This is a genomic window from Campylobacter sp. MG1 (assembly GCF_026616895.1).
Taxonomy (GTDB): Bacteria; Campylobacterota; Campylobacteria; order Campylobacterales; family Campylobacteraceae; genus Campylobacter_E.
The window spans coordinates 84,099-98,640 of the sequence record NZ_JANYME010000003.1; the positions used below are offsets into that span (position 1 = coordinate 84,099).

Consider the following 14,542-nt stretch of genomic DNA (forward strand, 5'->3'; position numbering starts at 1 on the left):
GAACAAAAGGAGTGTTTATGATATTAAAATTTAAAAATTTTTACCCAAATATACATCAAAGTGTTTTTATTGCAGAAGGTTCAAAAATAATAGGTCATGTTAATATAGATAGTGGTAGCTCAATATGGTTTAATGCCGTAATTCGTGGCGATGTAGCTAGTATTAAAATAGGGAAAAATACAAATATTCAAGATAACTCAACAATACATGTAGCAAGAGCTTTATATGATAAAAATGGTAAAGAAATTAGTCCAAAAATTGACTGTAATATAGGTGATGGTGTAACAATAGGTCATAATTGTGTAATTCATGCTTGTGAAATATCAAACAATGTTTTGGTTGGTATGGGTAGTGTAATAATGGATGGTGCAAAAATAAATGAAAATTCAATTATTGCTGCTAATTCTTTAATAACAAAAAACAAAACTTTTCCACCTAATTCACTAATACAAGGTTCACCTGCAAAATTTATAAGAGAATTAAGCGAAAATGAAATACAGGCTATAAAAGAGCAAGCATTAGAATATTGTTTAGTAATGAAAAATTATATAGAATAGAAATTAAACATTAAAAAAGTGTTAAAATCATTATAATTTTATATTCATTAATGACAAAAATATATTTATTATTATTTTGTCTATATTAAAAACATTATAAATATTTTGTAAAAAATTATTTTTTATAAAATATTTTTATTAAATATTAAAATATTAAAATTGTAATCTAAAGCTAATACAAACATTAAAATTACATAAAAATTATTAATTTATACAATTTTTCATTTTTAATTATTATATATTTTTAAATAATAAATATATAATTTTAAATCCATTAAATATCAATAATAAATAATCTTACAATTTTTAATATTTAATAAATAAAGATAACTATATTTTTTTATATTTTTTGTTTAAAAACCAAAGATGAGCATACTCTATTAATGCACTTTTTTTATTTTTACTAAAAAATTCTTCAAATTCATCTATTTTTACATATACACTTTCAATAGCCTCAGCACTATCAGCACCTCCGCCTTTACCAACAATATCATCATCACTAACTATTGCAAAGTACAACCTTTGTGTGCTAACACCAGAGCCAAATCCAGTATAAAATTTACCTAAAAAATCTAATTTTTTAGGTTTAATTCCCAATTCTTCTATACACTCCTCCATAGCTATTTCTTCATAGCTTTTATTCTTATCAACTATACCACTACAAAGCTCAACCGTTAGTCCGTTTTCAATATCACCTAGACCTTCATGATAATATAACGGAGCACGAAACTGCTTAACAAATATATAGCTATCTTTAGCTTGATGATACAATAAAACACTAACACAATCATGTAAAACTATAAAATCCCATTCAACCAAATTTCCATTTAAATCATAATGAACTCTTTTTGGTTTTATAAATTTAGAATCACTAAAATTAGTTAATTTAAAATCCGATACTTCTATTTTCATAATAATTCCTTTAAAATTTCCATACCTTTTTCATCTATTTTTTTACCTTTAAAATGTACCTTACAAAAATTTAATAACATACTATGGAATTTAGAATAAATTTCATAAAGTTCATTACATTTGAAATATTTATAAAAATATTCATCATCTAAGCCACTCATTAATTTTTCTGCTACTTCATCATAATAATTAAATTCATAACCTAAATTAGACATAAATCTTAATGTATAACTATCTATTACCAAATATTCTTTTTTACATAAATAGTTCAAAATACTATCAGCACTTTCATAAGAAATTCCTTTACAAGCAAGCAACCATTCTCTATCTACATTATTAAAAAAATTATCTAAATTTTCATAATCTAATAATATTTTTTTAGCTAAATCTAGTATTCTTTTAGCCTTGGTATTATAAAAACCACTAGGCTTAATTAAAATAGCTAGATTACTTACATCAAGTTTTATTAACTCATTTAAATTTGTTATTTTTTTATCTTTCAAAAGCGCTAAAGATTTTAAAACATTTTGCCATTTTGTATTTTGTGTGAGTATTACACTAATTAATTTTTCAAAATCACTTAAATTACTATCTTTATCCCATTCAAACTCACATTCATAACCATTTTTTATAAGCAATCTTAAAATCACGCCACCATTTATCATATTTTATCCTTAAAAATTTCACAAAATTGCTTAGCGATTCTACCATTCCTACTAGCTCTTAAATTTGAAAATTCTATAGCTTCCTTAAATAATCTTTCATCATTTTCATAATTTTTAAAATATGACTTTACTATCTTTAAATATTGTTCTTGGTTTAATGCATAAAAATTTAACCATATACCAAATCTTTCTTTTAAAGAAAATTTATCATCCATTTCATCATTAAAATCAGCATCTTGATAATTTTTATTATTATTTTTTAATACATTTTTATAATTAGAACTAACTATAAACATTATATTATTACTTAAATTTTCTATACCACCATCAATAATAGGCTTTAAAAGTTTATAATCATCATCATTTACATTAAAACTTAAGTCATCTAAAAATAATATAAAATAAAAATTTAAATTTTCTAAATCATCTATTATGTATCTTAAATCTTTTAAATCATCTTTAAAAATCTCTACAATTCTTAATTTTGTATTAATAAAGTCATTAAAAACTGCCTTTACTAAGCTAGTTTTACCACAACCTTTAGCTCCTGATAATAAACAGTGTTGGTATAATTTATTATTTAAAAAATTATTTATATTACTTTTTAAAATATCAAATTTATCATCTAAAAACAATAAATCACTAATATTAATTAAATCAATATTTTTAATACCTTTAAAACTACTAGTCCTTCCTCTATAACTAGCAGCTCTAAAGTTAGAAAAAAAATTATTCAAAATTTACCTCTTTTAGATCAGCAACACTTGCTATATGCTTATAAATTGTATAAACTAATGCTAAACGATTTTGTTTAATATCATTATCTTCAACATTAATCATTACATTATCAAAAAAATTATCAATTAAAGGTTTTAATGAAAAAATATTTTCTATATTTTCTAAAATATTATCTCCAAAACTGATTTTTTTATAAGCTAGATATAAAGATTTTTCATTTTCATCTACAAGTTTAGTTTCATCACAATATAAGTCTTTTTTATCTTTAATAATATTAGCCAACCTTTTAAAAGTGGATAATTTATCTGTAAAATCATTATCATTTTGCAAATGTATCAATGCCTTAATACTATCATCAATTACTACTATTTTATCATTATTAGCTTTTAAAACTGCTTCTATAAATGATGGATTTACATCATATAAAGCATTAAATCTATCATTAATAAATGTAACTAATTTTTGTATATCAAAATCAGCATAAATAGTTTTTATACTATGTAAAAATTCAGCTATATTAAAATTTACCCTAGCTGATATTATTATTTTTAAAATACTAAGTGCTGCTCTTCTTAAAGCATAAGGGTCTTTGTTACCACTTGGAATTTTATTTATGCTAAACAATGCCATTAAAGTATCAAATTTATTAGCTAAAGACACAATTTCACTCAATGTAATACTAGGTAAAACATCATACAAATACTGCTCTCTTATAGCTATAGAAATTTCTTTAGAATATCCCATTTTCAAAACATAATATGAACCGACTACTCCTTGCAATTCAGGGAATTCACCAACCATTTGTGTTCTTAAATCAGCCTTGCTAAATTTTATAGCATCTTTTACAAATTCTTCATTACTATATGCAAATATTTTTGCTAATTTAAGAGCTATATACTCTTCTCTTTTAACTTTATCAGCTATCGTTCCTAATTCTTGCATATAAATTGTATTGTTTAATAGTTCAGGCTTTAATCCTTCTTTTAAGTCGTTTCTCCAGAAAAATAACGCATCACTGAGTCTTGCTCTTAAAACTTTTTCATTACCTTTTCTTATTAACTCTAAATTTGGATTAAATGAATTTGTAATTGTTACAAAATGATTACTTAATTTATTATTGCTATACACTGCAAAATATCTTTGATTTTCTTTCATAGAAGTAATTATAACTTCAGGTGCTACCTCTAAAAATTCTTTATCAAAACTACCTAATAAAGCACTAGGATATTCAGTAATTGCTATAACTTCTCTTAACAAATCTTCATCTAATTCAACATTAACATTATGCAATTTTTCAATATTTTTAATTTCGCTTAAAATTATTTCTTTTCTATCGTTTGGATTTAAGACAACTTTACCTTCAGTCAAAACCTTATAATAATCAGCTTGAGTATTAAATTTAACCTTATCTTGTGTAATATTTCTATGTACAAATGTAGAATTTTCACTATTAATATTAAACACACTAGCACTAATTAATTCATCATCAAGCATTACACAAAGACTAGTCACAGGACGAATAAATTTAAAATCATACGCACCCCATCTCATACTTTTACCAAAATTAAGTGAATTTAAAAAATCATTTAAAATACCAGTAAATAGTCCTCTAATATTTCTACCAGCTTCTTTTTTTTCATAATATAAACATTCTTTACCTTTAACTAATTTAAAAGTAATTTCATTCTCACTTATATTTGCTTTTTCACAAAAACTAATTCCAGCTTTAGTAATTTTTCCATCTTTAAATGCAACTTCTTTTGGTGCACCTATTATTTCAATAACACTATCATCGGTAGTTTCATTAGTAAAAAATGTAAAAACAAATCTTCTAGGTGTATATAAAAAATTTAAATCTTTAAAATTAATATTATTATATTTTAAAATTTCACTTAATTTATCAATAATATTTGGCTCTTCCTTTAAAAATGGAATTGCTGGTAACTCCTCAGTACCTATTTCTATCAATACTTTTTTCATTTTATCTCCTTGAAAATAAATCCTTGTTCTTTAAGAATTTTACTAACTTCTTCTTGATGAGCTTTGCCTTTAGTCTCAAGTGTAATTGTAATATTTGCATCACCAAAATCAGTACCTAATCTATCATAATCAACTTTTATTATGTTTGCTTGTGCATCTTTTAAAGCCTTAGTTAAATCAAGTAATGCTCCAGCTTTATCAATTAAAGTTACGCATATTTGCATTTTTCTATAACTTTTCATAAGACCTTTTTCAATAATATTATTTAACATTGTAATATCTATATTTCCACCACTTAAAATACAAACTACATTACCATTTAAATTAGGAATTTTATTATGCATAATAGCTGCCACACTAGCTGCACCTGCACCTTCAACCACTTGTTTGTGTTGTTCTAATAAAAATAATACAGCATTAGCTATTTCGTTGTCATCAACTAAAACAATATCATCAACACATTCTTTAATAATATTAAAGCAACTTTCATTAACATCTCTTACAGCTATACCATCGGCTATAGTTTTAACCTTATTTGAGTTTATAATTTTTCCTTCACTAAAACTATTTGTCATAGCACTAGCACCCTTGCTTTGCACTCCGATTATCTTAATTCTAGGATTAATTTGTTTAGCCGCACTAGCAATTCCACTAATCAAACCACCACCACCAATTGGTACTACTATATAAGATATATTTTTCAATTCTTCAATTAATTCTAAAAATATGGTCCCTTGTCCTGCCATTACGAATGGGTCTGCAAATGGATGTATAAAAGTTAAATTTTCTTTAACTTCAAGCTCTTTTGCATATGCATATGCTTCATCAAAATTATTACCTTTTAATATAATATTAGCACCTAAATCAGCAGTACTTGAAACCTTTGTAATTGGTGTTGATTCTGGCATAACTATATAAGCATTTGTGTTAAATTTAGCAGCACTAAAAGCCACTCCTTGGGCATGATTTCCCGCACTTGCAGCTACAACACCTGATTTTCTTTGTTCTTCACTTAAATTTGAAATTTTATTATAAGCTCCCCTAATTTTATAAGCACCTATTGTTTGAAGGTTTTCACATTTTAACCACACATTATATTTATCATTTGATAAAAATCTTGAATGATTAAAAGGGGTTTTTATTGCTACATCATATACTTTTTCTTGTGCTTCATATATCTTACTAAGTTCTATCATTTTACCTCTTTTCTAAATAAAATCCACATTCTAAATGATTTGAATTTATAAACTGATCAAATAATTCAAATTTTAATAATTTATGTGTTTTTTCTAAAATCTTTAAATCTTCTTTAGCACTATTTGGATTACACGATATATAAATTATATTATCTATTCTTTTTGCTAACTCAATACTACTACCTAATCCACTTCTAGGTGGGTCAAGCATTATATGTGAAAAATTATATTCATCTAAATTTATATTTTTTAAACGATTAAACTCTCTTACCTTATTCATAGCCATAACTACTTCATCATCTCTTAACCTTGCAATATCAACATTTTTTATTTTATTTAATTCACAATTATTTTTCAAAAACATAATATTTTTTTTACTAAGCTCAGTAGCTAAAACTTTATTAAAATATTTAGCTAGTACTAAAGTAAAATTACCATACCCACAGTAAAGCTCTAATAAATCATCACAAGGTTTATTTTCTAAACATTTCTTTGCAAAATTTAGCATATTTTCATTCATAATTAAGCTAGGCTGAATAAAACATTCATCATTAAACTTATATTTAATCCCATTGCTAAAATGCTCTAAAATATCGTTTGGATAACATTTACGCTGATTTCTAGCTTGTAAAACGATATTTAATTTTAAATCAGTTAAATTTGTTAGCACATCATACAATATTTTAGGATCTAAATCACTAATATTTTTATGATACAAAAATAAAATGTTCATGCTAGAAGAAGTGCTAAAAAATCTAATTTCAAATAACTTTTCTTGATAATTTTTTGGTAATTTTTTTAATACATTAGGCATCATATTTTCAATGCTTTCACATATAAAATCAGTATTAAATTCTATGGTTATTTTACCATTTTCAAACATTGCATAATATATTTTCTCATTGTTACGGTATAAAGCAAAATTTACTCTAGTTCTTAAACCATCTTTATAAATCTTTTCGCAAGGAATTTGAAATTCCTTGCAAGTAAGTTCAAACTTATCCAACTTTTTTTCCTATTATGCGAAGTGCTAAACTCATCATAACTATTCCTAAAATTATGGTTAAATACACATTTAAACCAAGACTTACTGGAATATATCCGAATAAAACTGATATAGCACATACTAAAAGTGCATAAGGCATTTGAGTTTTTACATGGGCTGAAAGCTCACATTTAGCACTCATTGCACTTAAAATAACACAATCTGCTATCGGAGAACAGTGATTACCAAAAATCGCACCTGTTAGAACACAAGATATATTAACAACTATATAATGATGAAGTTCAGTAGCATCAAAACCTGAGTGAATTCCTACTGCGTGTGCTAAAGGAATTGCTAAAGGCATTAAAATACCCATAGTTCCATAGCTTGTTCCTATTGCAAAACTCATAGCTGAACCGATTAAGAAAATAAAGCTAGGTAATAAAATATGTGGAGTAGAATCTGCTAATAATTTTACTATATAATCAGGAGTTCCTAATTGTTTTACTATAGCTGTAAGACTCCAAGCAAAAAGCAACATTGCTATTGTAAATATCATACTTTTCCAACCATGCAACCAAGTTTCTATTGCTTCTTTGTGATTAATTTTTTTACGAATTAAACCTAAAATAATTGCTACTACACTAGCAAATAACGCAGCTTGGAATAATGCAAGACTTGAATTTGCTTCGCCAAATGTTGTTCTTAATGCATAAAGAGAAAAATAATTTTCTTCTACCTTAGCTAGTTCTTCACCTTCTAAAGCACTAAGCCCACTAAAATAAAAACATAAAAGTGCTGATATAATAAGTGTTAATATAGGAATTAAAGCATCACTAATTTTATGAGCAATATCTTCTCTAGGTTTTAATTCACGCTCAAGTTCAGCCCCAACATCAAGTGCAGCTTCGCTTACTATTCCAGCACGAGCGTTTTTTTCAGCTATATACATTGAGCCAAATTCTCTTTGCTGAATAGCTGTTAAAACAACAAAAATTAGCATAAAAATATTATAAAATCTATAAGGAATTGTTTCTAAAAAAATTCCAAAAGCATTTACATCATTAATCCCTATTAAAGCATAAGCTGTTCTAATTAATCCTACTTCTACACCTATCCAAGTAGATATTATTGCAATTCCTGCAACAGGTGCAGCGGTGCTATCTAAAATAAAGCTTAATTTTTCACGAGAAATTCTAAATTTATCAGCAATAGGTCTCATAATAGGACCAACAGTTAAACTATTTGCATAATCATCAAAGAAAATACAAAGCCCAATCATCCAAGTACTAACTTGTGCTGAAACAGGGCCTTTTACAAAGCGAGTAAGTGCAAGTGCTATGGCATTTACACCACCCATTTTTGTAATCAGTGCAACTACACCACCTATACAAAATACTTGTAAAATTACTCCTGCATTACCACTATCTGTCATTGAATCTAAAACATGTTTTACAATATTTGAGAAAGATGACAAAAATAAATTAACCCAGTCCATAAAACCAGTATCTTTATAAGAAAAAACATAAGCTACTTGCTCTTTATTATCAACTATATTTTTTACTGTTTCATAGTCAAAAAAATTAGCAAAAGCCAACAAAAGTGTTCCAGTAAAGACACCTATAAATAACGATAAAATAACTTCACGAGTAATAAAAGCTAAAAAAATAGCAAATAAAGGTGGTAATAATGTTAAAACACCATAAAGCTCCATATTTTTAGCACCCTCATCGGAAGCATAAGCAAAAATGCTAAACAATAATAAGAAAAAAAATCTCATACAAAATCCTTAAAAAATTAATCCCGACTAATCAAAACGATAAATAATAATTAATTTTACTTAAATTTGACTTACTTTAAGTATTGTTAAAATTAATAAAATCTCACATTTTTTTCTGAACTAATATAGCTGTAATAAATGCTATTATTGCTATAAATACAATATAAATTGCCCCACCTAAATTATAAACTAATAAACTTTTTTCTAAAGCTTTTGAATTTAAAAATACTAACAAAGGTGGTGTAATAGCACCAGCTATCGCATAAGCTAAATTATAACTAAAACTAATTCCACTATAACGAATTTTTGCTGGAAAACTTTCTAACATAATTAATGGAGTAAAATTCATAATACCAGCAAAAAAACACGATAATAAATATGAAACTACAAATAAATTAAAATTTTGATGAATGTAAACTTCATAAAAATAAAAACTACCGAAAATAGCCCAGCATAATGCAAAAATTTTGCAAATTTTACTAATACCAAATTTATCACTCAAATATCCTGTTGATATACAACCAATCATCATAGAAAATATTCCGAACATTTGAATTAAAGTATTTGTAACAGGTTCTAATTTTAAAATCTTTAACGCAAAATTTGGCATTAATAATACAAAAACAACGACACAAGCAGTTAATACCCAAGTTATTAAAATTGATATAAAAATACTAAATTTATAATTATTAAGCACTTCTTTAATAGGTAATTTTACTAGCATAGAATCTTTTTGCATTTTCTGAAATACTGGAGTTTCATTCAAATATCTTCTTAAGTATATTGATACAATACCAAAAACACCACCTAATGCAAATGGAATTCTCCATGCCCAATCACTCAACTCTGCCTTAGTATAATTTAAAGTCATTATCAAAGCAACTATTGAACCTAATAAAATTCCACCAACAACGCTTGAAGTTAATAAGCCTATAAATAGACCTTTTTTACTATCTTCACTATGTTCTCTTACAAAAACCCAAGCACCAGGTAGCTCTCCACCTATTGCCATACCTTGAAAAATACGAACTAGCAAAAGTAAAACAGGTGCTGCATAACCTATTGTTTCATAAGTTGGGATAAATGCTAATGCAAAAGTAGGTATCACCATTAGCAAAATACTTAACATAAACATATTTTTTCTACCAAATTTATCCCCAAAATGTGCCATAGCAACTCCACCTAATGGACGAGCTAAATATGCAGCAGCAAAAGCCCCATAAGTATTCATTTCTTGCCAAAACTCATTTTCTAACGGGAAAAAATGATGTTGAAAATATCCAGCAAAAAATACAAATATAATAAAGTCATAAAACTCAAGTGTCCCACCAAGTGAGCTTAAGGCTAGAGTTTTTACTTCCTCTTTGTTTAATTTTTTTGTCATAAATCTCCTTTTGTAAAATTATTTTTTATTTTTGTGCTAACAATTCTTTATAAGCATCAGCTATTAATGTATCTAGCTGATAATCAAAATTATTTGTATGAGAAAATCCAACTAAAATTTGAATCCTAGTATCCCTTATACCAAAACTATTTTTCATAGCCTCATTTTTTATATCATCTATAAAATTTCTAACAACTAACTGATTTTCATTAAGTATAAAAATTAAAAATTCATTACCACTCCACCTTACAATGTATTTATCATAATTTTCACTATTTTTCTTTAATGTATATGCAAATTCCTTTAAAATTTCATTTCCTAATTCAACGGTATAACTTTCATTAATTCTTCTTAAATTATTTATCTCAATTATAACAACACTTGCCTGAGTTATCATATCTTCTTCTAAACTATGTTCTAAATTTGCATTAATAATTTCTAAAAAAGAATATTTATGATAAGTTTCTGTTAAATAATCAAAAGATGTTATTTTTTTAAAATGAGCTTCTCTATTTTCTTTATTTACTAATCTAATGACTTCGCCTAATTCTATTATTAATTGAGTAATCATTATAACACTAATAGCAAAAACACCATTTATTATATATACAATTAATTCAACTTCGCTATTATAAACCTTATCACTAGTAAAATACACAATTATATAAACTAGAAAATAAAATGCTGGGAATAAAAATATGTATTTACTAAATTTTCTAAGATTCAAATAAAAATAAGATGAAAGTGTAATTATAAATAAATCAAAGCCATATCCCCAACCTAGTGTATATGAAAAATATATAGTTGATACTATAATTTCAGCTTGATACAAATACAAAGCATAATGTCTTACTTTTATAAATTCAGTTTGTAATATTTTCTTGTATAATTTAAACAAAAATAAATTATTAAAAACCCTATGTCTTAATTTTTTTTTAGATATTTTTTTATTTATTATTTTCTTATAAACAATTTTAGCAATAAATAAAACTAGCAAAAATAATAAATAATAAATAGCCAAAATAATAAGTTCACCAGCAACTTTATTATTACCATATATGTAAAAAACTATAGCAACGCTAGCTCTAGCCAAAAACATTAAAATACTATCTATTAAAACTAAAAATTCGTATTTTACCACTTAAATTATCCTATCACCATATTCATATAATATATATTCTTTTCCAATAGTTTTAGTTTCATATTTTAACTTAATAATTTCATTAATTTTTTCTAATAATATCTTATGCTTTTTTTTACCATCAATAAATTTATAATTTTTTGCTATTACCTTTAAATATAAATCATAATTAGTTTGACTTCTTTTTATTTTTTTATCAAAATCATTACTTATTGATTCTAAAAGAAAATATAAATTATTTGAATTTTCTTCAATAATTAAAATAATGCTATTTAAATCCCATCTAATAATAAGCTCATTTGATGGAAAATAAATTCTTAACAAGGAATAAAACTGATTTATAATTTTTTCATAAGAAAAATAATCTATTTGAAATATATTATCCATATTTTTAAGAATAGTTGTAAATTCAAACATACAAATATTTAAATTATTATAACTCAATATTTGATTTTGAATTAAATACTTAGATAAATCTTTTTTATTCATAATTCTTAATCTATTATTCATACTTGCTATATAGAAATTTATCTTTTGATTAGTAACACTTTCTACATATTCAATTGATTTTAATCCGACAGTATACGCACCAAAAACATTTACAGCCAAAACAATACAAATTGAAACTGTAAATAAAATTTCTGACATAATATTATCTTCAATACTTTTATGCCACACACTGTCAAAAATCATTAATGAAACAAAAAAAGTAACTAATATTATATAACTTATAAGTGCTGTTATTTTTCTTTTTTTATTTGAATTAATATATATTGTATAAACTAAGCTAGCAAGTAATAAGACATATAATTGTGCTCCACCGGCTGCTCCGAACAAATAAATATTCCAAGCTATTGCAATCATTATGCTAAATCCACCCATAATAAAGCAAAACCAGCTTAAATGTTTAGCAACAACTTTTTTCTTTCTATTTAGAAGCAAAACTATATAACTTATAGTGAAAACAAAATACGTTCCAGCAATCATAAATTCTCTTAAGAATAAAAAAATCATACCTAACACAGCAAATGAAAACATTAAAGATAATATAATAATGACATAAATCCTAGTTAGGGTTAAATTATTATTTTTAATATCCTTATATGTTTCATAAAGTTCTTGTATAAATATAACTTTTTCGTTATCGTTCTTATACATTAGTCCTCGTTAAAAGAATAATCGTCGTCATCATATAAATCGCTATTGTATATATCATACTCATCTAAAGCACTTAACTCATCATCAAATTCATCAAAATCTTCAAATTCACTTAAATCATCATCTAAATCACTTAAGTCATCTTCAAATTCATCTAAGAAATCATTATCATCATATTCATCAAAATCTTCAAATTCATCTAAAAATTCGTCATCATCATAAGCCATTTTTAATACCTCGCATAAAATAAATTGTTAATATACCATTTTATTTATATTATTTGTTAAAATCTAAGCAAAAATAAAGGAAAAAAATGCAACTTACACACATAAACGAGCAAAATAATCCTACTATGGTTGATGTTAGTGATAAACAAATTACTAAAAGAAGAGCTTTAGCAAGTGGCAAAATCACAATGAACGAAGAAGCTTTTAAAGCAGTTTTAAACGGAAATGCCAAAAAAGGAGCGGTAATAAATACAGCTATTGTTGCAGCTGTTATGGGAGCTAAACAAACATCAAATCTAATCCCAATGTGCCATCCACTACCAATTAGTAAAGTTGAAGTAGATATTGAACCAATTGAGAATGAATTTGCTTTTAGACTAAATGCAGTGGTAATCACCGAAGGAAAAACAGGTGTAGAAATGGAAGCATTAAATGCTGTTAGTGTAGGCTTATTAACGATTTATGATATGGTTAAAGCAATTGATAAAACAATGGTTATTGATGATATAAAATTATTAGAAAAAGACGGAGGCAAAAGTGGTCAATTTAGAAGAAATTAAAGCTGATTTAAAGATAGAATATCCTTGCAACTGGAGCTATAAAGTAATACTTGATAAAGATGATGATATAAATGAATTAGTAAAAAAGCTAGATATTAAAAATGCAAAAATTGAAAGTTCAAAATCTACAAGTAATTACAAAAGCTATAACCTAAGCCTAGAAGTGCCAAATGAAGCTTATAGATTAGAATTATTTTCTGCTCTTAAAAAGCATTCTAAATTTGTTTTATAAGGAAAAACTATGAAAAATATATTATTTAATGAAATACAAGAAAAAGCTAAAAAAGAATTTATTAATTCAAATGATGATGGATTAATAGCTAGATTATATACTAAATATTGTGAAGAGCTAGAGAATTTAGAAGCACTTACAAATGAGAATAAAAATATAGTTTTAAAAGCCCTTTTAAGAGCAAAAATGTCTATAAAAGAGCAAGAGATTTATACTCTTACAAATGAGCTTGAAATGATTAGAAAAGAGATAAAATCAAAAGAATTAGAGCTTTATAATATTACAAAATCAAGTTTTAATGAGCTAAGTAAGGTAGTTCAAAATGATATTCAAAAAGAATACCTTGAAGAACTTATGTTAAATGAAGCAAACTCGTTACAAATCCTTTACGAAACTTCTCAAAATGCTTTTATAAATGTTCTTGAAACAAATGTAATGATAGAAGAAAGATGCTTTTTAATAAGTAATTTTATGTTAATTAATGCACTTGAATATGCTAAGTTTAATAAGGATAAAATAATTAATGCAGCTGAACTTATCTTAAAAGCAGCACTTGAACTAGCAAATGAATGGCAAAGCTATGCTGAAGAGCTTTTAACTGGGGTTTTAAATGGACTTTTAGAAGGTATATTTGCTATCTTAGAAAGGCTTAAAAAGGATTTAGAAGTTAGCTTAAGTGATAATGAACTTGATAATATGAAATTATCTCTTCTAAGCCTTGAGAGTGATTTTATAGCTATGATTAAGACAAATCTAAATAACGATGCTTCAGGTAAGGCACTTGAAAATATTTTAAATAATAAACTTGATAATAATTTTGCTAAATTTGCAAGATTAGTAAGAGAAAACAAGCAACTACTAAATATAAAATTAATTAAATTTCAAAATAGCGAACTAAACGAAAAAATCAAAAAAGAATTAAATACTTTAGAAAAAGCTTATAATGAATTTGATGTAAAAAAATTAGCAATAAATATACTAGAAAAATTTAAAAAATAAATTTATTAAAGTTAATTTACCATTTAGG

General features: G+C 25.2%; 15 protein-coding genes. 4 read left to right on the forward strand and 11 right to left on the reverse strand.

Annotated features, from left to right (window positions below; genetic code table 11):
• Positions 1-17 precede the first annotated feature (17 nt).
• Positions 18-557 carry a gamma carbonic anhydrase family protein gene (locus NY022_RS03330; protein ID WP_267523545.1) on the forward strand — a complete coding sequence of 180 codons (540 nt, stop codon included), beginning with the start codon at positions 18-20 and terminating at the stop codon, positions 555-557.
• Positions 558-887: 330 nt separating this feature from the next.
• Here NY022_RS03330 and NY022_RS03335 read toward each other — a convergent pair whose 3' ends face one another.
• The 11 genes from NY022_RS03335 to NY022_RS03385 all read right to left on the reverse strand — a co-directional run bounded on the left by NY022_RS03335 (position 888) and on the right by NY022_RS03385 (position 12,723).
• Positions 888-1,469: an NUDIX domain-containing protein gene (locus NY022_RS03335; RefSeq protein ID WP_267523546.1), complete on the reverse strand. Its 582-nt coding sequence runs from the start codon at positions 1,467-1,469 to the stop codon at positions 888-890.
• Positions 1,466-2,134: an endonuclease III domain-containing protein gene (locus NY022_RS03340; protein ID WP_267523547.1), complete on the reverse strand. Its 669-nt coding sequence runs from the start codon at positions 2,132-2,134 to the stop codon at positions 1,466-1,468. Before NY022_RS03340 ends, NY022_RS03335 begins: the two co-directional genes overlap by 4 nt.
• Positions 2,131-2,871, reverse strand: a complete 741-nt coding sequence (locus tag NY022_RS03345) for a DUF815 domain-containing protein (protein WP_267523548.1) — start codon at positions 2,869-2,871, stop codon at positions 2,131-2,133. Before NY022_RS03345 ends, NY022_RS03340 begins: the two co-directional genes overlap by 4 nt.
• Positions 2,864-4,852: a glycine--tRNA ligase subunit beta gene (glyS, locus tag NY022_RS03350; protein ID WP_267523549.1), complete on the reverse strand. Its 1,989-nt coding sequence runs from the start codon at positions 4,850-4,852 to the stop codon at positions 2,864-2,866. Before glyS ends, NY022_RS03345 begins: the two co-directional genes overlap by 8 nt.
• On the reverse strand, positions 4,849-6,048 hold the full coding sequence (ilvA, locus tag NY022_RS03355) for a threonine ammonia-lyase (RefSeq protein WP_267523550.1): 1,200 nt from the start codon (positions 6,046-6,048) through the stop codon (positions 4,849-4,851). Before ilvA ends, glyS begins: the two co-directional genes overlap by 4 nt.
• A 1-nt stretch (position 6,049) precedes the next feature.
• Positions 6,050-7,054 (reverse strand): tRNA (uridine(54)-C5)-methyltransferase TrmA, encoded by a 1,005-nt coding sequence (locus NY022_RS03360; protein ID WP_267523551.1) that lies wholly within the window; start codon positions 7,052-7,054, stop codon positions 6,050-6,052.
• A complete protein-coding gene (locus NY022_RS03365) occupies positions 7,047-8,813 on the reverse strand; it encodes a Na+/H+ antiporter NhaC family protein (RefSeq protein ID WP_267523552.1) in 1,767 nt (588 codons plus the stop codon). Before NY022_RS03365 ends, NY022_RS03360 begins: the two co-directional genes overlap by 8 nt.
• A gap of 103 nt (positions 8,814-8,916) precedes the next feature.
• Positions 8,917-10,197, reverse strand: coding sequence for an MFS transporter (locus tag NY022_RS03370; protein WP_267523553.1), 1,281 nt, complete (start codon positions 10,195-10,197; stop codon positions 8,917-8,919).
• 25 nt (positions 10,198-10,222) lie between these two features.
• Positions 10,223-11,338, reverse strand: coding sequence for a GGDEF domain-containing protein (locus tag NY022_RS03375; RefSeq protein WP_267523554.1), 1,116 nt, complete (start codon positions 11,336-11,338; stop codon positions 10,223-10,225).
• On the reverse strand, positions 11,339-12,496 hold the full coding sequence (locus NY022_RS03380) for a hypothetical protein (protein ID WP_267523555.1): 1,158 nt from the start codon (positions 12,494-12,496) through the stop codon (positions 11,339-11,341).
• The gene (locus NY022_RS03385) at positions 12,496-12,723 is read right to left on the reverse strand and encodes a hypothetical protein (protein ID WP_267523556.1); all 228 of its coding nucleotides are present in this window, start codon (positions 12,721-12,723) and stop codon (positions 12,496-12,498) included. Before NY022_RS03385 ends, NY022_RS03380 begins: the two co-directional genes overlap by 1 nt.
• 86 nt (positions 12,724-12,809) lie before the next feature.
• Here NY022_RS03385 and moaC point away from each other — a divergent pair, with 86 nt between their 5' ends.
• From moaC to NY022_RS03400, 3 genes are read left to right on the forward strand one after another with little or no spacing between them, the layout of a single operon-like run.
• Complete coding sequence (gene moaC, locus NY022_RS03390; protein ID WP_214117451.1) at positions 12,810-13,283, forward strand: cyclic pyranopterin monophosphate synthase MoaC; 474 nt, start codon at positions 12,810-12,812, stop codon at positions 13,281-13,283.
• Positions 13,261-13,515: a DUF493 domain-containing protein gene (locus NY022_RS03395; protein WP_267523557.1), complete on the forward strand. Its 255-nt coding sequence runs from the start codon at positions 13,261-13,263 to the stop codon at positions 13,513-13,515. The genes moaC and NY022_RS03395 overlap by 23 nt, the downstream gene beginning before the upstream one ends.
• A gap of 9 nt (positions 13,516-13,524) precedes the next feature.
• A complete protein-coding gene (locus NY022_RS03400) occupies positions 13,525-14,514 on the forward strand; it encodes a hypothetical protein (protein WP_267523558.1) in 990 nt (329 codons plus the stop codon).
• Positions 14,515-14,542 lie beyond the last annotated feature (28 nt).